This window comes from Thermus caliditerrae (assembly GCF_021462525.1).
GTDB lineage: Bacteria > Deinococcota > Deinococci > Deinococcales > Thermaceae > Thermus > Thermus caliditerrae.
The window spans coordinates 1-23705 of the sequence record NZ_JAKEDT010000004.1 but is presented as its reverse complement, the minus strand read 5'-3'; the positions used below and the strand labels follow the sequence as shown (position 1 = coordinate 23705).

Sequence of the window (23705 nt, the reverse complement as noted above, 5' to 3'; positions counted from 1 at the left end):
TACCCCTCAACCCAACCCCCAGGAGGAGGGCAAGAAGCCCCATCAACCACGTGGTGAAGACTGCAACCCCTCTTCTTTTGGCTGCCTTCCCTTTCCGCAAAGGGAAAGACAAGAAGAGAGGCTTGCCGGAGGGTGGAGTCTTGTGAAACCTCATCGGCTACCCCCAAAGAAGTCCAAGCGCAGGTAAAGCCCCTCGGGCTGGAGGAGGCTCTCGCCGAAGCCGTAGCCCAGGTTGAGCCAGAGGTCCACGGGCCCCCGGAGGAGGCGGAGGCTTCCCTCCACGCTGTAGACCAGGCGGTCCGCCCCGGTGCCGGGCTGGAAGAGGTAGTAAAGGGCCCCGCCCACCCCGAAGCGGTCGGTGAGGTACAGGTTCCCGCCCAAGCCCAGCTGGTATGTGTTCCCCACAGGGTCTTGGGGCTTCACCCGGTAGGCCAAACCGGGGCGGAGCTGGAAGCCCGGCTGGTGGTAGGCGAGAAGGGCCTCGCCCTCCAGGACAGGCTCGGCCTCCCAGAGGAGGCGGTGGTAGGTGAGAAGGTTCCACTCCCGGGCGAAAAGGGCGTAGGCCACGCTGAAGCGGCCCCGGAGCTCGGGCAGGACCTGGAAGGCGAAGTCGGTGGAGAGGGTGTTCTCCTCGTCCAGGCTCCCCGCGGCCCCGCCCTTCAGGACCACCTTGGCCTCCTTGCCGAAGGAAGCCTCCGCCCCCAGGGTGGCGCTGAGGGCCTCCTCCTTGTAGCGGAGGGCGAAGCCCAAGGAGGTGAGGCCCTCCCCGGTGGCAAAGGAGCGCTCGGCCCCGGCGGAGAGGTCCAGGCTCCAGCGGTCCGTGAGGGGCAAGGGGGCCTGCACCCCGAAGCGGGCGCGGTTGCCCTGGCCGCTTGCGGTGGGGAGCTCGTAGGAGAGGGCCAGGTTGGCCCCCAAGAGCCTCTGCCTCAGGCCCAAGGTGCCGGAGAAGCCCTCACCCCAGGAGTAGGCCAGGCCCGCCTCGAGGGCCAGGTTGGGGTCCAGGGGCCAGGCGGCGTCCAGGCGGCTGATGGCCTTGGCCAAGCCGAAGGCCTGGGTGTGGGTGAGGAGGGCCTTGGCGCCCCCTTCCTCGTACCCCACCCGGCCCAGGAGGGCGAACGCCCCCTCGTTCCAGAGGTAGCCCAGGCCCGCCCCCAGGGTGAAGGGCGTGGGGCGGTACTCCAGGAGGAGGGCGGTTTGGGCGGGGGTGGACTGCTCCAGGGCCACCCCCAGGGGGCCTTCCTCGTAGGCCAGGCGGGCCTGGCCCTGGAGCCCCATCACCCCTTGGGCCAGGTCCTCCGAGCGGAGATCGCCCCGGAGCCGGAAGGCCCCGAGCCGGGCGTCGGCCCCAAAGGCCAGGCCAAAGCGGCCGCCCCCGTAGGTGCCCCTCAGGGCCAAGCGGTTTCCCGCCTCCTGGAAGCCCACCTCGGCCCCGTAGCGCCACTCGCCCAAGTAGGCGGCGGAGAGGCCAAAGCGCCAGCCCTCCCGTTCGTACACCGCCCCTGCCCCGTAGGCCAGGAGGTCGCGGGGGGCGTTTTGCGGGGCGTACTCCGCCACCAGGTACACGGGGGCAAGGTCAGGGGTGGTGGGGAAGAGGGGGCGGGAAAGCTGCAGGTTCCCCAAAGCGTCCAGGACGTAGTCCCGCCCCTCCTGTAGGCGGGTTTCCCTGGCCCCTTCCACCAGGGTGAGGGTGAGGGAGCCCGGCTTGGCAGGCTGGGCGAGGCGGTAGAAGGAGGTGCCGTCAGGCCGGATCACCTCCCGCACCCGGTCGCGGGGGAGGAGGGCCAAGAAGGCCTCCAGCCGGGCATCGCCCCGGGTGGAAAGCCGCAAGGCGGTGGCCTCGGGCAGGCCCGCCCCCAGGGGCCCCCGCTGGTAGCTGAGGGAAAGCTCGGGCTGGTCGTAGCGGAAGGCGATGGGGTCGTCGGAGGTGAGGGGGCGCTGGGGCTCGCCCGCGGCCCCGGTGACGGGGAAGCGCTCCTGGCCGAGCTTGGCGGAAAGCCCCCCGGCGGTGTCCAGGGCCACCTGGCCCTGGCCGCCCAGGAAGGGCCCCTCCGCGTAGGCCCGGGCCAGGCCGAAGAGCCGGAGGTTCTCCAGGCTGAGCCCGGAAGCGAGGTCCCGCAGGGAAACGCCCACGCTCCCCTGGGCCAGGGCAAGCCCTTCCCTGCGCTCCCCGGCGAAGAAGCGGGCCTGGCCTTCCAGGCGGTTGAAGGCCGCCCGCACCTGGAACTCCCGCGGGGCCACCAGGGGCCTTAGGAGAAGCTCGGCCCGCCCGTCCTTCAGGAGGATTTGGTAGCCGGAAATCTCCAAGAAGGCGTCCGGGTTGAGGGGCTCCAGATCGGTCTCCACGGTGACGGGCCCGAACCCGGAGGGAAGCCCGTTCTCGTCCAAAGCCTCCACCAACACCCGGATGGGGGTGCGTCCATCCGCCTTGGCCTCCAGGAGGCTTAGGCGCAGGCGGGTGGGGTTGCCCGTGCGGAAGACCTCGAGGCGGTCCTGGGCTACCCCCTCCACCTCCAGCACGTTCCGCCCCACCTGAAGGGGCACGCCGTAGTATTCCAGCCGCTGCCAGCCCCGGCCCTGGTCCAGCTCCGCCTTGCCCAAGCGGTCCTGGCCCACCTCTTTCCCGTTCACCCTCAGGGTCAGGGGGCCAAGAGGGGCCTCGAGGACCACGGTGATGGCGTCCCGGTCGCGGAAAACCTGGCCGTCTTTGGGCTCGCGGATCACCCCCTTACGCTCCGCCGCCAAGGGCTTGGCCTGCCGGTACTCGGAAAGCCTGGCCTCGCCCTGGAGGGGCACCTCCCGGCCCCCCGCCAGGAGGGTGAGGCCCGGGGACGCCAGGGGGGGCAGGGCCTCCTGGTGGCGCAGGGTGAAGCGCACCTCGCCCGCGGGGTAGAAGGGAAGGCGCCAGTAGAGCCTCTCCCCGTAGAGCAAGGGATCCTCCAAGGGCAGGGCCTGGCCCTCCAGGAGGATCCGGGCGCTCCCCGGCACGTACTCCGCCCCCTTGGGAAGGGTGAAGGCCAAGAGGAGCCCTTCCCCGCTTCCCTCCACGCCAAAGGGCAGGCGCACCTCCGAAACCCGCTCGGGCACCAGAAGGGGCAGGGCGGCCAGGGCCGCCTCTGCGGGGAAGGCGGCGGGGGTCTCCCCCACGAAGGCGCTGGCCCGGTTCTGGTGCACGCCCGCAGGCACGTTCTTGGCCGTCAGGGAGAAGGTGCGGGCCTCCCCCGCCTCCAGCTCCCCTTCCCAATCCAGGGCCTCCTGCTCCAAACCCCTTGGAGGCGTGTCCAGCAGGCGCACCCGCACCGGGTGGTCGGCGGGGTTCTTCACCGTGAGGAGGAAGGTGGCCTCGCCTCCTTCCAGGATCCGGGGAGGCAGGGCTTCCTTGGCCAGGGCCAGGAGCACCCGGGCCAGGGTGACATCCGCCTGCAGGCTTCCCTCCTCGTGGCGCAAGGTGGCTTGGCAGATCCCCTCCGCCTCGGGGCCGAAGCGCACCCGGGCCTGGTAGGTGTGCACCCGCTCCTCCCCCGGGGCCAGGGTGCCCGTAAAGCGGGCCTCCTGGGGCTCCAGGAAGTCGGGGCAGCGGTCTTCCAGGGTGTAGCGCAAAGGAGCCTCCCCCTGGTTGCGCACCACCAGGCGGTGGACCACCGTCTCGCCCGGCAGGTAGCGCCGGAAGGGCACCTCCCGGGCCAGGTGGGGCTTGGGCAGAAGCACCTCCACCGCCGCCTCCGCCCGGGCCAAGACCCCCTCGGGCCCGAGGAGCTCGGCCCGGTTCACCAAAACCCCCGTACCCGCCACCTTGAAGGCCACCTCGTAGCTCTTGCCCTGACGGGCCTCCAGGAACACCTCCTGGTCCAGGCCGGGGCCCTCGAGGCCCACCCCCCCAGGGTCCCTCAGCCGCACCCTCCCGGCCTCATCCCCCTCGTTGACCACCGTGAGGCGGAAGCGGGCCTCCGCGCCCCGCTCCACCTTGGGCGTAAGGGCCTCCTTCTTCAGGGTGAAGGTGGCCATGCGGTAGAAGACCACCTCGGCCACGCGGCTTTGGCCGTAAGGGGCCAGGGAGCCCCTCACCTGGTAGCTCCCAGCGGGGCCCTTCAGCTCCAGGGGAAGCTCCAGGGGGCGGTCCTTGGCCAGGGCCCCGGTGAGGCGGGAGGCGCCCAAGGGCTCAAGCTCCGGGGGAAGCTCCAGGGAAAGCTCTGCAGGCAGAAGCCCGGGGTAGGGGGTGGTGGCCCGGAGCACCAGGCGGGCCACCTCCCCCTCGGGGTGGCGCTGGGTGGCCGGGCTCAGGGTCAGGTCCACCTGGGGGCGCAGGCGGTAGACCACTTCGCCTTCCTCCCCAGGGGCCAAACGCACCTCGCTAGGGCCCTGGACCTCCGCCCCCTCGGCCTCCAGGCGCAGGGGGTAGACCCCGGGCCTGAGGGAGAGCCGCCTTTCCCCCACCACCCGCACCGCCTCCTGGCCGTAGCGGAAAACCCCCTCCCCAGGCCGCTCCCCCGAGGGCAGGTCCAGGAGCACCCGCACCCGCAAGGCCGCCTCGGGGACCGCCACCACGTAGGTGGCCTCGCCCCCTGGGCATCCGAAGCGGACCATCTCCCCTTGGGCCACCGCCGCCCCTTGGGTGCGCACCTCCAGAAGCCGGTAGCCCTGCGGCAGGTCCAGGCGGGCCAGGCCCTCCGGGGTCACCACCGCCCGAAGGTCCAAGGGCCTTCCCTCGGGGTCCACCACCCGCACCACCCTAGGCCCAGGGGGCACCGCCCTAAACACCCCGCCCTCCACCGCCAAGCACCCCCCCGCCTGGAAGGCGATGGTGTTGGAATACTGGGTGGCCGTGGGGGGCTGGGTGAAGAGGAAGCGGGTCAGGCCGGGAAGGAGGATGCGGTACTCGGCCCAGGCCCTGTCCCCCGACACCTCCCGCTCCTCCACGCGGCCGTCTGGGAGCACCACCCGGGAGGCCAGCTCCGCAGGCCCGTCCTCGTCGTAAAAGCGCACGGAGAAGGGCACCAAGGCAGGAGGCACCTCCAGGGCCAAGGCCTCCACGAACTGCCCCCTCTCCCCCGGGAGCTGCCGAAGGGTAAGGCCAGGGGCCGATGGCCGGAGGTCCAGGACGTAAGCCTTGGGATCCAGCTGCGCGGCAAACCCTTCCGCCCGGAGCACAAAGGCGTTCTTCCCGAGCCCCTCAAAGCGGGCCACCAGGCGGTACACCGATCCCGCCTCCAAGGGTCCCTGGAACAGCTCCACCCAGCGGTGGGGCTCCACGCCCACCTCCAGGCGCCTAAGAAGCGTGGTCCCCTGGTAGAGCTCGTACACCGCCCTAAGCTCCCCCTGGCCGCGGTCGTAGCGCTCATCGCCCAGCTCCTCCTCCCCCAAAAGGGCCCTGCGGTAGTCGCCAGGGTCAAAGCCGGGGGAGTAAAGGGCGATCCTTCCCAATGGGGCCTGGGGCAGGAGCCAGACCTCGAGGCGGTCCACCTCCCACTCCAGCCCCGTCCCCACCACCGTGGCCCTGAGCTCCACCTGGGCCATGGCCAGGGAGAAGAACGCCAGCAACCAAGGGAACCACCGCCTCATGGATACCTCCAGCGCACCTGGGGGTCGGTCAAGACCGCACGGGAGACCTCGTACACCAACACCTCCTCGCCTGAAAGGGCCTCGTACCGGAAGACCTTCTCCCCACCTTCAGGCAGGGGATCGGTCAAGGTGAGGTCGGGAAGCTCCTCGGCGCTCCGCAGGCGAAGCTCCACCATGAGCTTCCCTTCCACCTCCAATAGCCGCTTTTCCACCGCAAAAGGCCCCATGCGCAAGGTGGTGCTCCGCAAGACCCTCACAAAGCCCTTGGGCGGCTTCAGGGGGAAGTCCACCACCGTGGCCCCCTGGACCAAAACCCGCTTCCGGTACCCCTCCCCCAGGTCCTCGGGCAGGGCCCTGGGGGGGAAGGGGGCGGAGGCGGGGTCCAGCATCACCTGGTGGAGGCCCTCGAGGTCCCGGAAGGCGTAGCGCCCGCTGGCATCCGTGAGGACCTGGACCCCGTTGGCCAGGAGCACCCGGGCCCCGGGCAGGGGAATGTCCCCGGGGCCAAACCGGCCATCCCCGTCCATGTCCAGGAAAACCCGGCCCAGGAGAACCCCGCCCAGGGCGAAGGGGGTGGGGTCCCGCCGGGCCAGGGCCTGGGCCTTTCCGCTGGCGGTGACCGCACCGCTAGCTGACTCCCCTAGGGCCTCCGCCACGTTCACCAGCTCCTCCGGGGCCCCGGGGAGGAGCCGGAGCTTGTACTCCAGGCAGATTTCTCCCTTACCGGGAAGCGCTAAGCCTTCCCAGATGAGCCGCCCCTCCTCCACCCTCGGCTCGGCGGTAGTCCTGGGCTCGGAGCACCCCAGCCGCGCCGTCCCCGCCTCGTAGCGGGTACCGGGGGGCGGGGTGTCGGTGAGGCGCACGGTGAGGGGCACCGAGGAGGGGTTCTTGAGGATGAGGCGGTAGGTGAGGAGGTCGCCCACCCGGGCCGTCTTGGGCTGGACCTCCTTTTTGAGGAGGAGGCTCGTCCCGAAGACGGGATGCCGCACGGGGTTGGAAAGGATGGGGTTAGGCGTCATTGGGGAACGCAGGAGGAAGGCGTTCTCCACCACGGCGCCGTCGGGCGCATCCCTACGGACCCGCACCCTAAGGGTGAGCAGGGTTTCCCCTTCGGGCAAGGGGTCCAGGGTCCAGACCACCCGGTGCCCCGCGGCGTCGTACGTGCCCCCGTGGGAAGCCGCCACAAACTCCACGTGGGGGGAGAGGGCGTCCTCCACCACCGCCTGGCTGAGGGGGGCAAAGGCGTTCTGGAGCCGCAGGGTGTAGGTGACCTCATCCCCAGGCCGCAAGGTGGTGCCGGGCGGGGGATCCGCCTCCTTCACCAGAGCAAGCGCTCCCTGGGGCTCCACAAGCAAGGCATTCCAGGTGGCGTTCTCCCTCCCCGTGGCCGCGGAGACCGCCACCACCTTGGCGGTGAAGGAAAGGGCGCGGGGGGCCAGGTAGCACACCTGGAAGTCCCGCCTCTCCCCTGGGTCCAGGAGCAGGGGCAGGGCCAGGGGCGCACCCCCCAGGTCCAAGAGGTGGTAGCCCACCCCCTCCGGCAGACCTTCCACCCGCAGGGTGAAGGCATCCCGCGCCGTGCTGGCGTTTTCCAGGGTGTGGGCGAAGCAGAAGGGCTGGCCCGCCAAGACCCTCCCCTCCTGGCGGTCATCCGCGGAGCCCTCCCCGCCCGGCAGGGCCCGCGGGTTGCCGCGGGGTCCCAGGTGGTGCTCCCAAAGGGGCAGAACCCTCACCACCGCCCGCCCCTCCGCCGGACCTCCAGGCCCCTCGGCCCGGGCCAGGTTGGCCACCGCCTGGGGCGGGGTCCCCGGGGGAACCCGAAGGCGGAAGGTGAGGAGGGCCTCCTCCCCCACCCGGAGGCGGTCCAGCACCAAGCGCACCCCCCGGACCACCGGGGGCTCCGCGGTCTGCCAGGCCAGGCCGTCAAAATACTCCACCCGCCCCTTGGGGGCCGCCGCCGACCCCGCCACAAAGGGCAGGGGCAGGGGCTCGTCCCGCACCTCCACGCCCAAGGCCTCTCCATCCCCCAGGTTGCGCACCCGCAGGACCACGGGGACTTCCTGGCCGGGGAGGGCCTCGAGGGGCATCTGCTTCTCCAGGCTCAGGGCAGGCCCCCGCACCGCCACCAGGCGGGCCCAGTTTTCCCGGTCCTCCTCCCCTCCTGGGCAGGTGGCTACCGGGGTGATCAGGAGGCTTCCCACAGCGCCCGTAGGAACCCTCACCGCCAAGACGAGGCGAAGGCTTTCCCCCATTCCCAAGGTGGCCTCGGTGATGGGATTGGGGCCATCCGGAAGGCCGTTGCCATCGGCGTCCGGGTAGAAAAGCACCCCTTCTGGTGCGAAGTCCCGGGGGCCCAAAGCGTAGCTGAGGCGGAAGGTGAAGCGGTCGTTGCCCCCGTTGGTGAGCACGTAGGACAGGTAAGCGTATCCCCCAGGGCTCACCCGGGCCTCCTGGCCGGGAGCCGCCGGGGTTCCATCCGGGGAGAGGGAGGGGACACAGAGGGGGCGCACCACCGTTTCCGTGGGGTTGGAAAGGTAGCGCTCCTCCCCCACCCAGGCCACCGCCTGGTTGCGGATCACCGTCCCCGCGGGGGTCATGGCGAAGGCGAGGGCAAGGAGGAAAACAAGGCAAGCTCCGAAAATCCTCCCAAGGCCCTTCCCTTTAGTTTCACCCCTTGGTCCCATCGCCTTCATCCTCCCTCCTCCCCGTGAACGTCCTGTGAAAAGTGCCTCTAAAATCCCGCTCTTCGTTTTTGNCGCGGGGGGGGGGGGGTCAAGGGCCTACTGCACCCGCACCCTCAAGGTGATGGTGATCTTGGCCGCGGGGGGCATGACGTCGGCGTCGGTGATGGTGTTGTCCCCATCCGTGTCCACGGCCACGTAGACCACGCCGCCCGTGGGCACCGAGCTGGGCGCCGTGGGGCTCCAAGTGGTGCCGTCCGTGGAGTAGAGCACTGTGGCGCCAGCGGGGAAGCCGGAGATGGTGGCGGAAACGCTCACGAAGGTGGTGTGGGCGGGGATGGGGTCGGAGACGATCACCTTGGTGAGGTCCCCGGTGCCGATGTTCTCGGCGGTGATGGTGTAGGTGAGGGTATCGCCCGGGTAAGCGGTGCTCTTGTCCACCGACTTCTCCAGCCGGAGCTCACCGCCCACGATGGTGGTGGTCTCGGTGGCGGTGTCGGTGGCGGGAACGCCGTTAACCACGCAGTTCGCCGTGACGGTGTTCACATCGGTACGGCCCACCGGCTCACCACCAGGCACCTGGACCCGCACGTAGATGGTGGCGGTGCCGCCATTGGGAGCCACGTAAACATCCGCCAAGCCACCGTACCAGTTGGTCCCGTCGGTGGAGTACTGGTAGGTCCAGCTGTAGGCGCCACCGCTGCCGGAGATATCGCAGTAGGCGGGAGCGTTGGAGTTGTTGATGAGGGTGTGGGTGTAGGTGATGGTGCCGGGGCTCGTCACCGTGCCGAAGCGGTCGGGGTCCAGGAGCACCTGGGCCACGGTGTTCACGTTGACGGTGGTGCTCACGGTGTCGCTCACGCTGCCCAGCGTGGTGCTGGTGGCGGTGAAGCTCACAGGGTTAGCCCCAGGCGCCGCCCCCGCGGGCACGCTCACCGCGGCCACGAAGCACTGCTTCTGACCGGGGTTCAAGAGAGCGGTGCTGGTGATGGGGGCTCCGTCCGGGGTGCCGTCGCAGTCGTCGTCCGGGTAGAAGACCACGCTCCAGCCCATGGGCAAGGTAGCGGTGAGGTTGTAGACGTCGGGGTTCTGGCCAGCGTTATAGACCTCCAGGGGGAAGTACACCGTCTGGCCCGGGTTGGCGGCCTGCATGGGCGGGTTGTCGTTGTTGGGATCGTTGTCACCCGCAAAGCCCCTGGCCGCCAAATCCACGGCGTACCCAGGCAGGATGTCCACCACCTGGTTCGTGGTGAGGTCGGACTTGCTGGGGTCGTTCACGCTGGTGGCCCAGAGCTCCACCTGGTAGGTGGTGGTGTTCCCGTCAGCAGGGCTTTCAAAGTAGCTCGCCGGCAGCTGGCACTTCACCACCACGTTCTGGGTGGCCCCAGGCGCGAGAGGCCCAACGGGCCCAGAAAGGGGCGTCGTCCCGTCGGAAGCGTAGATGGCGCAGACCGTGCCCGTGGGGAAGGTAGAGTTCTGCAAGGAGAGGTTAAAGCTATCGGGGGCGTTCCCGTCGTTGCGCACCACGTTGGTGAAGCTCACCGTCTGGCCCGCGTAGGCGGTGGCAACAACCTGGGTTTCGTTGCCCAGGGTCACGGTGCCCGGGTAGCCCACCACCGGCTGGTACGTGGCAGCCACGGTGTTGGTGGTGGTGTTGGTGGTTACCGTCTCCCCAGGGTCATCGGCGTCGCCATCGCCGTTGGCGTCAAAGCGGACCACGGCGGTGTTGGCGTAGCTGTCTCCAGCAGAAGCGTTGCTGGGCACCTGAGCCCGGAAGCTGAAGGTGTACTGGGCCCCTTGCGGGAAGAAGGCGCCGGTGCCCTCAATCAGCATGCCGATCTTCTTGGTTCCATCGCCGGTGATGGGAAGCATGCCGGAGGTGAGGGTTTGCCAAGCGGAACCGTTGTGGTAAACGAAGCGCACCGTGCCCGCACCCGCGGAACCCGTGGGCATGGTGGTCACCGTGAGGCCATTGGGGATGACGTCTTCAATCAAGATGCCCGTCTTGGGGTTGCCGTCCACGGTGACGGGGATACCGTAAGCGGGGCTACCGCCCGTGTTGGAACCGGAGATGGTGTAGGTGATGGTGTCGCCAGGCTGGACGGTGCCCGAAGGGGAAGCCGCCTTGAAGCCGGTGAGGGCGGCGGCGGTGGTGGCCACAGCCCGGGCCCAGTTGTTGTTATCGGTGACGCTGTTATTACCAGCCGAGGTGCCCACCAGGTTCAGGTTGCCGTACTGGCCGTTCATGGCCGTGGTGGGGATCTGGGCCGCCACCACCACGCAGACGGACTGGTCGGCGGCGAGGGTCACGCTGGTCACCTGCGCCTCGCCCGCGTCCACGTTGCCGTTGCAGTTGGCGTCCAGGTAAATCTTGGGGTTCAACAAGTCAAAGTTGTCGCTGGTACCCTGGACCGTGGTGAGGTTGATGGTATCCGTACCATTCCCGGTGTTGGTCACAACGTAGTTGAAGAGCACCTGGCCCCCGGGAAGGGCGTTGCGGATTTGGCCCGGAGCGCTCTCGGTGCCGTCTGGCGTGATGGTGAAGTTGTAAACCTGCTGGACAATGGTGGTGACCAGGTTGGATTGGGTCGTCCTGGGCTGGCCTGCCGAGTCGATGTAGCTAGCGCTGGCCTGGTTGGTGATGGCCGTGCCCGCGGGTGTACCCGCCGCCAGGGCCAGCCCCACCGCCAGCGCCAGGATTAAAAGAAGCGCTTTTTGAACGATCTTCATGCCTTTCTCCCTCCTTACCTCACTACCGTGCGCAAGGATACCTGTACCCTAGCTCCCTTGGCCATCTCGGGGATGACCCACCTTGCGTGCGTGTACTCCTCGGGCTTAACCTCTACTTCCTTTTCCACCTCCTTCCCATTTTCCACCACCCGGACCCGCTTCTTCAGGGGCGGGAAGCCAAAGGTCTTCCCCCCATCAAAGCTGAACTCCGGGCGGATGGTGGACCCGTTCAAGGCGAGGGCCTTGGCGCTTCCCTCCAGGTAGTAGGTCTCCTTGGGGATGGGGATCACCAAAGCCACCTGGCGGAGTGTGCCCTGGGAGCGGTTCTCCGCCGCCAGGCGCCACTCCAACACGTCCCCCGGCTTCACGGCCAAAGGGTTTTCCTCGTAAACCTCCTTGCCCTCCACCGCCTTAACCAAGTAGGGCCTCAGGTCCAAGCTCAGGGCTTGGGCCAGGGCCAAGGCCAGGGCAAAGAAGGCCAACACCCACCACGTTTTGCGCATACCCACCTCCTACCTGCTAGCGTTAGGGCACCCTGTGAAAAGGGTGTGAAAGCAACTTTCGGCTAATAAGTATAAGAGTTCTCTTTCTCAAATTCTCAAGGCTTAAAAAGGGCACCAACCTCTTCCTTCGGGAGGATATCCACAAGCTTATGAACCTTCAAACCCCTTTAGGGAAAGACTAAAATGCCCGCATGGAGCTCACCCTCCTGGAAAGGCTCTCTGGCACCCTGGCGAACGCCCTCACGGTAGCCCTGGGCACGGGCCTTGGCCTGGCCCTGAGGGGCCGGCTTCCCGAGAGGATGGCCCGCATCATGGTTCAGGGGGTGGGGCTCACCACCCTCTTCATCGGGCTCTCCATGGCCAACGCGTTGGGGAAAGCCAAGGGCGGAGCCATAGACGGGGTGGTCCTGGGCCTCATCGCCTTGGTCTTGGGAGGGATTTTGGGGGAATGGTGGCGGGTGGAGGAGGGCTTGGAGGGCTTGGGGGAAAGGATCAAGCGGGCGGTTAGGGGCGGGGGTAGCTTCACCGAGGGCTTCGTGGCGGCCAGCCTCCTCTTCTGCGTGGGCCCCATGACCCTTTTGGGGTCCATCCAAAACGGCCTCACGGGCGACCCCAGCCTTCTCCTCCTCAAGGCCACCTTAGACGGCCTATCCGCCATGGCCCTCACCAGCTCCTTTGGGGTGGGGGTGGGCTTTAGCGTTCTGGTCATCCTGCTTTACCAAGGGGGCGTGGCCCTCCTGGCCGGCACCTTGAGCCAGGCCCTGCCCGACCCCGCCACCGACCCCCGGGTGCTCTTGGTCACGGGGGTGGGGGGACTCATGGTGCTGGGCGTGGGTATCAACCTCCTAGGGCTCACCCGGGTGCGGGTGGCCTCCTTTTTGCCCGCCCTTCTCCTCGCCCCCCTGGTGTGGTGGCTGGCAGACCTGNGCCCCGACGGGGTACTTAGCGGGCATCCGGGCGGGAGAGGGTCGCCCCATAGGGGCTTTAGGCCGTAGAATGGCCGGCATGGAGCTTACCCCCGAGCTACTGCGCAAGCTGGAGGGTCTGGCGAAGTTGCGCCTCTCCCCCGAGGAGGAAACCCTCCTGCTTGACGATCTTAAGCGCATCCTGGAGTTCGTGGACGCCCTGCCCCGGGTAGAGGAGGAAAGAGAGGGGGAAACGCCAGGCCGTCTTCGGGAAGACGAGCCCAAGCCCTCCTTGTCCCAAGAGGAGGCCCTCTCCGTGGCCCCAGAGAAGGAAGAGGGCTTCTTCCGCGTGCCCAAGGTGCTGGAGTAGCCATGGTGGACCTAAAGCGCATCCGCCAGGAGCCCGAGGTTTTTCGGGAGGCCATCCGCCTCAAGGGGGTGCGGCTGGACCTGGACGAAGTCCTAGCCTTGGATGAGGAGGTGCAGGGACTGAAGAAGCAGCTACAGGAGGTCCAAACCGAGCGCAACCAGATCGCCAAACAGGTGCCCAAGGCCCCGCCGGAGGAAAGGCCCCTTTTGGTGGCCCGGGGGAAGGCCCTGGCCGAGGAGGCCAAGGGGTTGGAAGAGGCCTTGCGGGAAAAGGAAGCCAAGCTTTGGGAGCTTCTCCTGCAGGTGCCCCTCCCCCCCTGGCCGGGGGCCCCGGTGGGGCCCGACGACTCGGCCAACGTGGAGATCAAGCGGGTGGGCACCCCGCCGGAGTTCTCCTTCCCCCCCCTGGACCACGTGAGTCTGCTGGAGAAAAACGGCTGGTGGGAGCCAAGGGTGAGCCAGGTTTCGGGAAGCCGCACCTACGCCCTGAGGTGCGACCTAGCCCTTTACGAGCTGGCCCTCCTCCGCTTCGCCATGGACTTCATGGTCAAGAAGGGCTTTACCCCCCTCACCCTCCCCTCCTACGCCCGGGAAAAGGCCTTCATCGGCACCGGCCACTTCCCCGCGGCCCGGGACCAGGTCTGGCCCATTGCGGGCACGGACCTCTACCTCACGGGCACCGCAGAGGTGGTCCTGAACGCCCTCCATTCTGGGGAGATCCTGCGGTATGAGGAGCTTCCCAAGCGCTACGCGGGCTACGCTCCCGCCTTCCGCTCGGAGGCGGGGAGCTTCGGCAAGGATGTGCGGGGCCTCATGCGGGTGCACCAGTTCCACAAGGTGGAGCAGTATGTGCTCACCGAGGCCCGCCTCGAGGCCTCGGACCAAGCCTTCCAGGAGCTTTTGACCAACGCCGAGGAGATCCTGAGGCTTCTGGAACTCCCCTACCGCCTCCTGGAGGTCTCCACCGGGGACATGGGCCCGGGCAAGTGGCGGCAGGTGGACCTCGAGGTCTTTGTGCCCTCAGAAGGGCGCTACCGGGAGACCCACTCCTGCTCGGCCCTTCTGGACTGGCAGGCCCGGCGGGCGGATCTCCGCTACCGCGACCCTGAGGGGAAGGTGCAGTACGCCTACACCCTGAACAACACCGCCTTGGCCACCCCCCGCATCCTGGTGATGCTCCTGGAAAACCACCAGCTCCCCGATGGGCGGGTGCGGGTGCCCGAGGCCCTGGTACCCTACGTGGGGAAGGAGGTGCTGGAGCCTTGCGGATAGAAGCGGCTGAGCTTCGCATCCTGGAGCTTTCCCTGAAGTTCCGCTTTGAAACCAGCTTCGGGGTGCAGACCAAGAGGACCATCCTCCTCCTTCGGCTCTTCGGGGAGGGGCTGGAAGGCCTGGGGGAAGGGGTGATGGAAAGGCTCCCCCTCTACCGGGAGGAAACGGTGATGGGCGCCCGCTACCTCCTGGAGGAGGTTTTCCTGCCCCAGGTGCTGGGGAAGGACCTCGCGAACCCCGAGGGCCTCCGGCAGACCCTGGCGCCCTTCCGGGGCAACCCCATGGCCAAGGCGGTGCTGGAAATGGCCTTCTGGGACCTCTGGGCTAAGGGTTTAGGGAAGCCCTTGTGGCAGGTCCTGGGCGGGGTGCGCACCCGGGTGGAGGTGGGGGTCTCCCTGGGCATCCAGCCCACGGTGGCCGACACGCTGAAGGCGGTGGAGCGGCACCTGGCCCAGGGGTACCGGCGCATCAAGCTCAAGATCCGGCCCGGCTGGGACTACGTGGTGCTGAAGGCGGTGCGCCAGGCCTTCCCCGAGGCCACCCTCACCGCCGACGCCAACAGCGCCTACCGCCTCGCCGACTTCCCCCGGCTTAAGCGCCTGGACGAGCTTTTCCTGGACTACATCGAACAACCCCTGGGCTACGACGACCTCCTGGACCACGCCAAGCTCGCGCGGGAGCTGGCCACCCCCATCTGCCTGGACGAGAGCCTCACCTCGGCGGAGAAGGCGAGGAAGGCCATTGAGCTTGGAGCAGGGCGGGTCTTCAACATCAAGCCGGCCCGGCTTGGGGGCCACGGGGAAAGCCTCCAGGTCCACGCCCTGGCCCAAAGCGCCGGCATCCCCCTCTGGATGGGAGGGATGCTGGAGACGGGGGTGGGAAGGGCCCACAACCTGCACCTGACCACCCTGCCCGGCTTCACCAAGCCCGGGGACGTGAGTTCGGCCAGCCGCTACTGGGAAGAGGACCTGGTGGAGGAGGCCCTGGAGGCGGAGGAGGGCCTCATGCCCGTGCCGGAAGGCCCCGGCATCGGGGTGCACCTGAAGCTGCCCTTGGTGGAGCGTCTCACCCTATGGCAGAGGTACGTGTCCGCGAGCTAAAAGGCCCCGAGGAGATGGAGGCCGTGGTGGAGCTCCAGCGCCAGGTCTGGGGCCGTGCGGAGAGCGACTTGGTGCCCAGAGGGCTCCTCATCGCCGCCCAGGACGAGGGGGGGCTGGTGGCGGGGGCTTTCGTGGAAGGGCGGATGGTGGGCTTCGTCTTCGGCTTCCCCACAAGGGACCCCACCCTGCAACACTCCCACATGCTGGGGGTCCTCGAGGCCTACCGGGGCACGGAAGCAGCTCTCCTCCTCAAGCGCTTCCAGCGGGACTGGTGCCTGGCCCGGGGCATCCGCAAGGTGGTCTGGACCTTTGACCCCTTGCGGGGCGTGAACGCCAACTTCAACCTGAGGAAGCTGGGGGCCACCGCCAAGACCTACCTTCCCGACCACTACGGTCCCATGACGGGCATCAACGCCGGGGCTCCGTCGGACCGGCTCCTGGCGGAGTGGGAGCTCCTCTCGGAGCGGGTCTACACCCGCATCTACGACCCGCCCCCTGAGCCCCAGGTGGACGGCCTCCCCCAGGTCAACCGGGTGGAAGGGGAGGTGCCCGTGGAAGCCTCCTTGGACCTCGAGGCCCCCCGCCTCCTCTTCCAGATCCCCGAGGACTGGGGGCGGATCCTCCGGGAAGACCCCACCCTCGCCCTGAGGTGGCGGGAGCATAGCCGCCGGGTCCTGGGCCACTACTTCGCCCAGGGCTACCGGGCGCTGGACTTCGCGCGGGGGCCCAACCGCTATGTTCTGGTTAAAGACTGAGCTCTGGACCGCGGAGGTGGTCTACACCGGCTTCGGCACCCCCATGCTCCAAGGGGCCATCGCCGTCCAGGGAAAGCACGTGGTGGGCCAAGGCCCCTTGGAGGAGCTGAAGCGCCGCTTCCCCGAGGCGGAGGTGGTGCCTAAGGGCAAAGCCCTCTTCCCTCCCCCGGTGAACGCCCACACCCACCTGGACCTCTCCCTCCACCCCCGCTACCAAGGCCCCTTCTCCGGCTTTATCCCCCACGTGGTGGCCCACCGGGAAAAGAGAGGGCTGGAGGCGGCGCGGAAGGGCCTGGTGGAGCTTCTGGCCTCCGGGGTGGGGGCCTTCGCCGACATCGTGTTCCATGACGAGGTAATGGCGTTTCTCCTGGAGGAAAGCCCCCTCCCTGGGGTGGCCTACTACGAGGTCTTCGCCCCGGACCCTTCGGCGGCGGAGGAGGTCTTCCAGAAGGTGCGGGCCAAAGTGGAGTCCTGGAGGCGGAAGGAGGGCCGGGTGCGGGTGGGCCTTGCCCCCCACGCCCCCTACTCCGTGAGCGCCCCCCTTCTCCGCAAGCTGGCCCAGTACGCCCAGGCGGAGGGCCTTCCCCTCATGATCCACGCGGGGGAAAGCCCCGAGGAGGTGGCCTTTCTCCTAAGGGGGGAGGGCCCTTTGGCCGAGGTCCACCGCCGCTTCAGCCGGACCCCCTGGGAGCCCCCGGGCCTCACCCCCGTGCGCTACCTCCACACCCTAGGAGTCCTGGGGCCCGGCACCGCCTTGGTGCACGGGGTGCAGGTGGATGAGGAGGAAGCGAGGCTCTTGGCGGAAACGGGCACCAAGGTGGTCCTCTGCCCCCGCTCCAACGCGGGGCTGGAGGTGGGCGAAGCCCCCCTCGCCCTCTACGCCCGCCACGGGGTGGAGGTGGCCCTGGGCACCGACTCCCGGGCCAGTAGCCCCGACCTAGACGTGAAAAACGAGGCCCTTTCCCTCTGGGGGAAGGCGGACCCAAGGCTCCTGGTGCGGGCCCTGACCCGGGGAGGGTACCGGGCCTTGGGCCTCCCCACCCCCCGCCTGACCCGGGGAAGCCCCACCAGTCTGGTACACTCCCTCTGATGCGCCCCTTGGGCCGCGGCCCCCAGCTCAATCTCTCCTCCCTCTGGGACGAGGAGGTGCGGCAGACCGGCCCCCTCATCCTCTACAGCGCCTTCACGGGAGCCCTGGCGGGGCTGCTGGTAGCCCTGCTCAACGCCCTCCTCCGCTGGCTTAGTGAGCTTGCGGGTCTCTTTTTCGGCTACCTGGCCCCCCAGCCCCCCGGGGAAGGGGGGCTGGCCCAGGCCTTCACCGGGCCTGTCCTTTGGCCCCTGGCCTTCCTCCTCCCCTTGCTCTTTGGCCTCACCAGCTTCTTGGGGACCGGGCAGGGGCTCTCCGCCCTCCTCCGCTATGCCCGCGAGGGCCGGCCCGCCCCCCGCCTGGCCCACCCCCGGGCGGTGGTGGGCGGGGTACTCCAGCTTGCCCTCTACTCCCCCATGGGCCGGGAAGGTCCCTTCGGCGTGCTGGGACTCTGGCTGGGAAGCACCTTGGACCGGCGCTTTCCCCGGCTGGGCGGTGGACTGGCCTTCGCCGGCCTGGCCGCAGGCCTAGGGGCGAGCCTGCACGCTCCGGTGGCCGGGGCCCTTCTGGCCACGGAAATCCTCTACCGGAGCCTCCTCCTCGAGGCCCGGGCCCTCACCCCAGCCCTCATCGGCGCCTTGGCGGGTTTCGCCGTCTACGGGGCCTGGTACGGGTACACCCCCCTCCTGCCCTTCGCCGTGCAGGTGGGCCTCGAGGCCCTGCCCGCAGGGGCGGTGGCGGGCCTCCTGGCCGCGGGCTTAGCCACCCTCTGGATGGAAGGCGCCCGCCTCCTGGAAGCGCGCCTCCGCCCCCTGGCCTTCCCCTGGCGCCACGGCCTCATGGGGCTTGCCCTAGCCCTCGCCCTCCTCTTCCTCCCCGAAGCCTTGGGCAACGGCCTGGGCTGGGTGGCGGTGGCCACCACCCCCCTCCTGCCCACCATGGCCACCTTTTACCTCCTGGGCGCCAAACTCTTGCTGGTGGTCCTGGCCAGCGGCGTACGGGCCTACGGAGGGCCCTTCACCCCGGCCCTTGCCCTCGGAGGTCTTTTGGGAGCCCTCCTGGCGCACCTCCCCGGTCCCTTCGCCCTCCCCCCCGAGGCCCTGGCCCTGGCGGGGGGAGCCGCCCTGCTGGCGGGAGTGGCCCGGGCCCCCTTCGCCGCCGCCGTGCTGGCCGCGGAATGGGGCGGGTACGCCACCTTGCCCCTGGTCCTCCCCGCCGTCCTCCTGGCCTACGTCCTCACCCCCGCCCACGATCCCGAGGAAGGCCTTAGGGAAGATGGGGCCAAGCCGGAGGCGAATCCGTCTGAAACGCCTCCGCAAAAGGGACCCCTGCCTCCCGGCCCAGAAGCCTCCGGCGAGCGCGAAACTCCTCCAGGCTGACGGGCCAGCGGTAGAAGTCCCGATAGAAGGCGAAGACGGCCTCGGCCACCTCCTGGGTGGCGGTGGTGTCCACGTACACCCAGGGCCGGGCCAGGTCCTTCCTGGGGTAGTGGTAGAGGCGCACCGGTGCCCGGTGGGCCTCCCCCACCAGTTTGGGTATGCGGCAGAACTTCAAGGCGGAAAGAACCGCCTCGTGCGTGGCCCGGTGGTCAGGGTGGACGTCCAGGGGATCCCAGGTGATCACCGCATCCGGCCGAAACTCGGCCATCAACCGAGCCAAGGCCAGGGCTTCCTCCCGCCCCCCAGTGAGCAAAGCATCCCGAAAGGGGAGAAAGCGGTACTCAGCCCCCAGTAGGCGTGCCACGTGCGCCCCGTGCTCCTCCCGCACCTGCGCCACCTCCGGCTCTGGCATCTCCCCGAACTGGCTGGCCAGTTCCCCCCGCGTCATCCAAACCAACATCACCCGGTCCCCCCGCCGAGCGTGGAGGGCCAAGGTACCGGCAGCACCGATCTCATCGTCCGGGTGGGCGAAGACGGCCAAGACCTTCATGGGAAGGAGTCTACCCGGCTTGCCCTCCCCCGCAAAACCCCGTACCATGGGGCCTAACTATGGTCAGGGGGATCAGGGGCGCCATCACCGTGGAGGAAGACACGCCCGAGGCCATACATGGGGCCACCCGGGAACTCCTGCTGAAGATGCTGGAGATGAACGGCATCCGAAGCCACGAGGAGCTAGCCGCTATCATCTTCACCGTCACCGAGGACCTGACCTCCGCCTTCCCCGCCGAAGCCGCCCGCCAGATCGGCATGCACCGGGTACCCCTCCTCTCCGCCCGGGAGGTGCCGGTCCCGGGGAGCCTGCCCCGGGTGATCCGGGTGCTGGCCCTATGGAACGCGGACGTCCCCCAGGAAGCGGTGAAGCACGTCTACCTGCGGGAGGCGGTGCGCCTAAGGCCCGACTTGGAAAGCGCGCAGTAAGGCCACCCCGCCCCCAAGGTGCCGGGGCGGGGGTTTGGGCGTGTCCAGGACCTAGAAACCTAGGACCTCGGCCCAGGGCGTAGGGGCCTTGGGACTCACGTAGCCGGTGTCCATCTGGGCCAGTTGGAGCTTCCCCGAATATTCCTCGTTCACCGCGTGCCAGTAGGTGTATTCCTCTATAACCCAAATGCCCGACTCCCGGGCCCCGTTGCCGCTGGCCTTCACCCCGCCGAAGGGCAGGTGAGCCTCGGCCCCCACCGTGGTGTTGTTGATGCTGGTCATCCCCGCCCGGATGCCTACCTTGAAGAGGTAGGCCCAGTGGCGGTGATTGGTGTAGATGGCGCTGGAAAGCCCGTAAGGGGTGCTGTTGGCCACCTCTATGGCCTCCTCAATGCCGTCCACCTTCACCAGGTTGATGGTGGGGCCGAAGATCTCCTCCTTAAACTGGCGCATGCCGGGCCTGGCCTCCCAGACCGTGGGCCAGCCGTAAAGCCCGGCCTCTGGGTCCCCGAGGAAGTGCGGGTAGGGGTTTTCCCGGGTGATGCGCCCCTGGCCGAAGAGCAGGGTGGCCCCGTCCTCCTCCCCCCAGGCGTAGTGCTCCTGCCACCTCTGGAACAGCCTCTCGTTGAGGAAGGGGCCGTAGGTGACCTCCGGGTGGAGGAGGGGGTTCCCCACCACCGTGGCCTCCGTCTTCTCCAGGAAGCGCCGTTTGAACTCCTCGTAAATGGGGGCGTCCACGATGATGTTGCCCGCAGAGGTGCACCGTTGCCCCCCTGTGGCGAAGGCGCTCCACCAAGCCCCCTCCACCGCCAGGTCCAAGTCCGCGTCCCGCATGACCACCAGGGGGTTTTTGCCCCCCAGCTCCAGGGTGGGCCTTATGAGGTTTCTGCCCGCCACCTCCCCGATCCAGCGCCCCACCTTGGTGCTCCCGGTGAAGGCGAACTTGTTGAGGAGGCCCTCGTCCATGAGCTCCACCAGCCACTGGCCCGTGGAGTCCTTTCCCCCGCCGAAGACCACGTTGATAACCCCGGGGGGCAGGCCCGCCTCCTCAAAGAGCTTGACGAAGAGATAGGAGAGGGTGGGGGAGTCGTCGGAGGGCTTCCAGACCACGGTGTTCCCGGCCAGCACCGCCGGGATCAACTTCCAGCTGGGCACGGCGATGGGGAAGTTCCCGGCGGTGATCATGCCCACCACGCCCAGGGGGCGGCGGAAGGTGAAGAGCTCCTTGTCCCGCATCTCGCTGGGAACGGTCTGGCCGTAGAGCCTGCGCCCCTCGGAGGCGAAGAAGATGGCGGTGTCGATGGCCTCCTGCACGTCCCCGCCCGCCTCCTTGAAGGTCTTCCCCACCTCCCTGACCATGAGGCGGGTCAGGGTGGGCTTCTCCCGTTCCAGGATCTTGGCCAGGTTAAAAAGCACCTGCCCCCGCACGGGAGCCGGGGTCTCGCTCCACTCCTTGAAGGCCTCCCGCGCCTTTAGGGCGGCTTTCCTCAAGGTTTCCTTGGTGCCCTCGGGGAAACGGGCCACCAGGTCCTCGAGGTCCGAGGGATTCCACCTCTCCAGGACCCTCCCTTCAAAGACCTCCTCCCCCCCGATGAGGTGACCAAACTCCAAGGTGTTCCCGTACTTGCCGGAAAAAGCCTTCATGACAACCTCCAAGGGGATTTTACCCCTGGCCGAACTTGGCCTTGAGGGCCCTAAGGGTAGCCGGGGGCACCAGCTTGGACACATCCCCCCCGTAGCGGGCGATCTCCTTGACCATGGTGCTGGACACAAAGGAGTACCGGGTGGCGGCCAGGATGAAGAGGGTTTCCAAACCCGGCAAAAGCTGGCGGTTCAGGTGGGCCATCTGGAGCTCGTACTCGTAGTCGGAAACCGCCCTCAGGCCCTTGACGATGGCCTGGGCCCCCACCTGCCTCACGAAATCCACCAGAAGGCCTGAAAAGGTGCGGGCCTCCACGTTGGGCAGGTGGGCAGTGGCCTCCCGCACGATGTTGAGCCGCTCCTCGGCGGTAAAGAGGTACTGCCCCCGCTTGTTGGGGTTTTCCAGCACCGCCACCGTGACCCGGCCAAAGAGGCGGCTTGCCCGCTGGATAACGTCCAAATGGCCGTTGGTAAGGGGATCAAAGCTTCCGGGATAGACCACGTGCATCTAAGCCTCCACCAGGGTGAGGGCGTTTTCCCCGTAAACCCGCCGCTCCCCGAAGGGCAGGTGCAGGTCCTTAGGGTGCTGCAGGATGTAAAGCCCCCCCTTCTCCACCAGGCCGCTTTCCAAGAGGGCCTGGAAGGCTTGGACCAGGTCCATGGGGTAGGGGGGAGCCATGAAGGCCACCGTGTAGCGTTCGCCCCGGGCCTTGGCCTCAGGGAGGAAGACCTCCACGGGAAGGGGCACGATCCGGGCCCTTAGCCCCGTGCGGCGGAGGTTTTCCTTAAGAAGAGCCACCGCTTCCTGGTCCTTCTCCACCAGGGTGGCCTCAAAGCCCTCACTGGCCGCCTCGAGGCCCACCGCCCCGCTTCCCGCATAGAGGTCCAGGAATCGGCCCCGCTTGGGGTAGCGGAGGCGCAGGTAGTCAAAAAGAGCCTTCCTAAGGCGCACCGGGGAGGGCCGGGCCGAGGCGGGCACCTTTAGGAGCACGCCCTTGGCCTTGCCACCAAGGATCCTCACCACGCCCCTTAGCTTAAAGCTCCAGCACCAGGCGGCAAAGCCTCTCCACCCCGGCGAAAAGCTCCTCCAGGGTGATGAGGAGGTCAAGGTGGGCCAAGGTGGTGGCCCGGCTCTCCGGGCGGCCGCCCTCGAGGCGCAGGAGGTGAGCCCGGCGCAGGCGGTCCAGAAACTGGGCAATGCGCTCCCCATCGGCCAGCACCTCCCGGGCTAGACCCTTGTCCCCGATGGCCAAGGCCGCCGCCATGCGTTCCAGTCGGCCAAGGACCATCCTCGCCGCCTCCAAAAGGTCCTCCTTCCCCTCTGGGCTAAAGGTGAGCCCCTGGGACCAAAGCTTCTCCGCCTGCCGCACCACCCGCCGCACCAGGTCCCCCAGGTGCTCAAGCTCGCTGGCCGCCACGAAGAAGCGCACCGCCCGCTCGTCCTTGGAGTGGGTGGAAAGCTCGGCGGTGTAGAGGACCACCTCCCGGGTAAGCCGATCCACCTTGTCCTCCAAAGCCGAGAGTTCCGCCTCCCCCCCCTCCTCCTGGCTCAGGATGCGCACCGCCTTGGCCAGCATGTCCCGCACCGCGTCCGCCACCCGGCCCAGCTCCCGCTGCACCAAGGCGTGGGCCAGGCTGGGGGTTTCCAGGGCCTCCCGGGACAGGTACTTGGGGCTAACCGTGCGCTTGGGGAAAAGACGCGCCGCCAGGACCTCGTACCGCCCCCCTAGAAACACGAAGACCAGGGCGTAGACCAGGTGGCTAGCCAGGTGGAGCCCCACCACCCCAAGCCCTTCTAGGCTGGGCAAAAGGAGCAGAAAGGGCAAGGAGAAAACCAGCCGGTGCAGCAAAAGGACCACTCCCAGACCCACCGCCTCCGGCCTTCCCGCCAGGGCCGCCCAAAAAAGGGCCCCCGAGGTGCCCACCCCCGCCCCCAGGGCCAAAGCCATGCTCCCCGAAAGACCCAGCACCGGCAACAGGGCCAGGGCCAAGGCGGCCACGCCGTTGGCCGTGCCCAAGACAAAGGCCAGCAGGAGGCCCACCAGGTACCAAACGCCGCTGGGCAGGTGCAGGAGTGTCAGGAGGGAGGATAGCCCCTGGGCCCCTCGTCCCATCTCCAGGAAGCCAGAAAAAAGCAGGCCGAGCCCGAAGAGGAAAACGCCGAGGCTACGGGTACCCCTCACCAGGAAGAAGGGCAAGCCCAGGACCAGGAGGAGCTCTGCCAACCCCCCTTGGGCCAGGGCCACCACCCCCACCCAAAGGGTGGCCCCGGCGGTGGCCGAAAGGGCCAGGAGGGCTGCATGGCCTAGCGGCAAAACACCCCCCTCCAGAAGACCCAGGGCCAAAAGGGAAAAGCCCGTGCCGCTCCCGGAAAGAAGGCCCAGCAGAACACCCGCCCCCAGGAGGTTCCAGGGCCGCCCTAAAGCCCGGCCCAGGAGGTGGCGCCTCCCCTTCAAGGAGGCCAGCCCTTCAGAGATCAGCTGAAGCCCCAGAAGGAGCAGGGCGAGCCCGGCCAGGAAGCCCACCCCCGAAGTATACGAAAGCCGGCCCCAAGGCCGGCCTTCTGGTCGGGGAGACTGGATTTGAACCAGCGACCCCCTCGTCCCGAACGAGGTGCGCTACCGGGCTGCGCTACTCCCCGTAGCGGAGCTCAGTATAGGGGAGAAGGGGCAAAAGGTCAAAGGCTGAGCTCTCCCTCTAAGTTCGGACATCCCTTGCCTCCTGGGGATGAGGGGGAACAGGAAATAGC

16 protein-coding genes, 1 tRNA gene and 1 pseudogene are annotated in these 23705 nt (G+C 68.2%); 8 read left to right on the top strand and 10 right to left on the bottom strand.

Going from position 1 to position 23705, the window contains the following annotated elements; all coding sequences use genetic code 11:
* Nucleotides 1-150: 150 nt before the first annotated feature.
* From L1088_RS03785 to L1088_RS03770, 4 genes are all read right to left on the bottom strand, one after another.
* Complete coding sequence (locus L1088_RS03785) at nt 151-5556, bottom strand: hypothetical protein (protein WP_234553789.1); 5406 nt, start codon at nt 5554-5556, stop codon at nt 151-153.
* Nucleotides 5553-8153: a hypothetical protein gene (locus tag L1088_RS03780; RefSeq protein ID WP_234553788.1), complete on the bottom strand. Its 2601-nt coding sequence runs from the start codon at nt 8151-8153 to the stop codon at nt 5553-5555. Before L1088_RS03780 ends, L1088_RS03785 begins: the two co-directional genes overlap by 4 nt.
* Before the next feature lie 183 nt (nt 8154-8336).
* On the bottom strand, nt 8337-10967 hold the full coding sequence (locus tag L1088_RS03775; RefSeq protein WP_234553787.1) for a hypothetical protein: 2631 nt from the start codon (nt 10965-10967) through the stop codon (nt 8337-8339).
* 14 nt (nt 10968-10981) lie between these two features.
* Nucleotides 10982-11470: a hypothetical protein gene (locus tag L1088_RS03770; protein WP_234553786.1), complete on the bottom strand. Its 489-nt coding sequence runs from the start codon at nt 11468-11470 to the stop codon at nt 10982-10984.
* Between the two features lie 191 nt (nt 11471-11661).
* Here L1088_RS03770 and L1088_RS03765 point away from each other — a divergent pair.
* The 7 genes and pseudogenes from L1088_RS03765 to L1088_RS03735 form a co-directional block, all read left to right on the top strand.
* Nucleotides 11662-12393, top strand: a pseudogene (locus tag L1088_RS03765) (DUF554 domain-containing protein); the annotation flags it as partial.
* Nucleotides 12394-12475: 82 nt separating this feature from the next.
* Nucleotides 12476-12745: an Asp-tRNA(Asn)/Glu-tRNA(Gln) amidotransferase subunit GatC gene (gatC, locus tag L1088_RS03760; protein ID WP_185747577.1), complete on the top strand. Its 270-nt coding sequence runs from the start codon at nt 12476-12478 to the stop codon at nt 12743-12745.
* A gap of 2 nt (nt 12746-12747) precedes the next feature.
* Nucleotides 12748-14016 carry a serine--tRNA ligase gene (serS, locus tag L1088_RS03755; RefSeq protein WP_234553784.1) on the top strand — a complete coding sequence of 423 codons (1269 nt, stop codon included), beginning with the start codon at nt 12748-12750 and terminating at the stop codon, nt 14014-14016.
* Nucleotides 14007-15116, top strand: coding sequence for an o-succinylbenzoate synthase (gene menC, locus L1088_RS03750; protein WP_234553783.1), 1110 nt, complete (start codon nt 14007-14009; stop codon nt 15114-15116). The genes serS and menC overlap by 10 nt, the downstream gene beginning before the upstream one ends.
* The gene (locus L1088_RS03745; RefSeq protein ID WP_234553782.1) at nt 15089-15871 is read left to right on the top strand and encodes a GNAT family N-acetyltransferase; all 783 of its coding nucleotides are present in this window, start codon (nt 15089-15091) and stop codon (nt 15869-15871) included. The genes menC and L1088_RS03745 overlap by 28 nt, the downstream gene beginning before the upstream one ends.
* On the top strand, nt 15852-16961 hold the full coding sequence (locus tag L1088_RS03740) for an amidohydrolase family protein (RefSeq protein WP_234553781.1): 1110 nt from the start codon (nt 15852-15854) through the stop codon (nt 16959-16961). Before L1088_RS03745 ends, L1088_RS03740 begins: the two co-directional genes overlap by 20 nt.
* Nucleotides 16961-18337 (top strand): chloride channel protein, encoded by a 1377-nt coding sequence (locus tag L1088_RS03735; protein ID WP_234553780.1) that lies wholly within the window; start codon nt 16961-16963, stop codon nt 18335-18337. The genes L1088_RS03740 and L1088_RS03735 overlap by 1 nt, the downstream gene beginning before the upstream one ends.
* Here the strand turns inward: L1088_RS03735 and L1088_RS03730 are convergent.
* Nucleotides 18225-18887 (bottom strand): PIG-L deacetylase family protein, encoded by a 663-nt coding sequence (locus L1088_RS03730; protein ID WP_234553779.1) that lies wholly within the window; start codon nt 18885-18887, stop codon nt 18225-18227. The genes L1088_RS03735 and L1088_RS03730 overlap by 113 nt on opposite strands.
* A gap of 59 nt (nt 18888-18946) precedes the next feature.
* Here L1088_RS03730 and aroH point away from each other — a divergent pair, with 59 nt between their 5' ends.
* Entirely contained in the window at nt 18947-19315 is a 369-nt protein-coding gene (aroH, locus tag L1088_RS03725; RefSeq protein ID WP_038046608.1) for a chorismate mutase, read from the top strand.
* A 51-nt stretch (nt 19316-19366) separates the two neighbouring features.
* Here the strand turns inward: aroH and L1088_RS03720 are convergent, their stop codons facing one another.
* The 5 genes from L1088_RS03720 to L1088_RS03695 all read right to left on the bottom strand — a co-directional run bounded on the left by L1088_RS03720 (nt 19367) and on the right by L1088_RS03695 (nt 23597).
* On the bottom strand, nt 19367-20959 hold the full coding sequence (locus L1088_RS03720; protein WP_234553778.1) for an aldehyde dehydrogenase family protein: 1593 nt from the start codon (nt 20957-20959) through the stop codon (nt 19367-19369).
* A 19-nt stretch (nt 20960-20978) separates the two neighbouring features.
* Nucleotides 20979-21464 carry a pantetheine-phosphate adenylyltransferase gene (gene coaD, locus L1088_RS03715; RefSeq protein ID WP_234553777.1) on the bottom strand — a complete coding sequence of 162 codons (486 nt, stop codon included), beginning with the start codon at nt 21462-21464 and terminating at the stop codon, nt 20979-20981.
* The gene (locus L1088_RS03710; protein ID WP_234553776.1) at nt 21465-21980 is read right to left on the bottom strand and encodes an RsmD family RNA methyltransferase; all 516 of its coding nucleotides are present in this window, start codon (nt 21978-21980) and stop codon (nt 21465-21467) included. It abuts the gene before it with no gap.
* A gap of 10 nt (nt 21981-21990) precedes the next feature.
* Complete coding sequence (locus L1088_RS12410) at nt 21991-23481, bottom strand: PhoU domain-containing protein (RefSeq protein WP_326490748.1); 1491 nt, start codon at nt 23479-23481, stop codon at nt 21991-21993.
* Between the two features lie 39 nt (nt 23482-23520).
* Nucleotides 23521-23597: transfer RNA gene (locus L1088_RS03695), tRNA-Pro, on the bottom strand.
* Between the last annotated feature and the right edge of the window lie 108 nt (nt 23598-23705).

Bases quoted from the DNA above. Each gene is read 5' to 3' on its own strand.
- L1088_RS03780 (WP_234553788.1), bottom strand. From the start codon at position 8,153: ATGACCCCCGCGGGGACGGTGATCCGCAACCAGGCGGTGGCCTGGGTG.
- aroH (WP_038046608.1), top strand. From the start codon at position 18,947: ATGGTCAGGGGGATCAGGGGCGCCATCACCGTGGAGGAAGACACGCCC.
- serS (WP_234553784.1), top strand. From the start codon at position 12,748: ATGGTGGACCTAAAGCGCATCCGCCAGGAGCCCGAGGTTTTTCGGGAG.
- L1088_RS03720 (WP_234553778.1), bottom strand. From the start codon at position 20,959: ATGAAGGCTTTTTCCGGCAAGTACGGGAACACCTTGGAGTTTGGTCAC.
- L1088_RS03745 (WP_234553782.1), top strand. From the start codon at position 15,089: ATGGCAGAGGTACGTGTCCGCGAGCTAAAAGGCCCCGAGGAGATGGAG.
- coaD (WP_234553777.1), bottom strand. From the start codon at position 21,464: ATGCACGTGGTCTATCCCGGAAGCTTTGATCCCCTTACCAACGGCCAT.
- gatC (WP_185747577.1), top strand. From the start codon at position 12,476: ATGGAGCTTACCCCCGAGCTACTGCGCAAGCTGGAGGGTCTGGCGAAG.
- L1088_RS03775 (WP_234553787.1), bottom strand. From the start codon at position 10,967: ATGAAGATCGTTCAAAAAGCGCTTCTTTTAATCCTGGCGCTGGCGGTG.
- L1088_RS03770 (WP_234553786.1), bottom strand. From the start codon at position 11,470: ATGCGCAAAACGTGGTGGGTGTTGGCCTTCTTTGCCCTGGCCTTGGCC.
- L1088_RS03740 (WP_234553781.1), top strand. From the start codon at position 15,852: ATGTTCTGGTTAAAGACTGAGCTCTGGACCGCGGAGGTGGTCTACACC.
- L1088_RS03735 (WP_234553780.1), top strand. From the start codon at position 16,961: ATGCGCCCCTTGGGCCGCGGCCCCCAGCTCAATCTCTCCTCCCTCTGG.
- L1088_RS03785 (WP_234553789.1), bottom strand. From the start codon at position 5,556: ATGAGGCGGTGGTTCCCTTGGTTGCTGGCGTTCTTCTCCCTGGCCATG.
- L1088_RS03730 (WP_234553779.1), bottom strand. From the start codon at position 18,887: ATGAAGGTCTTGGCCGTCTTCGCCCACCCGGACGATGAGATCGGTGCT.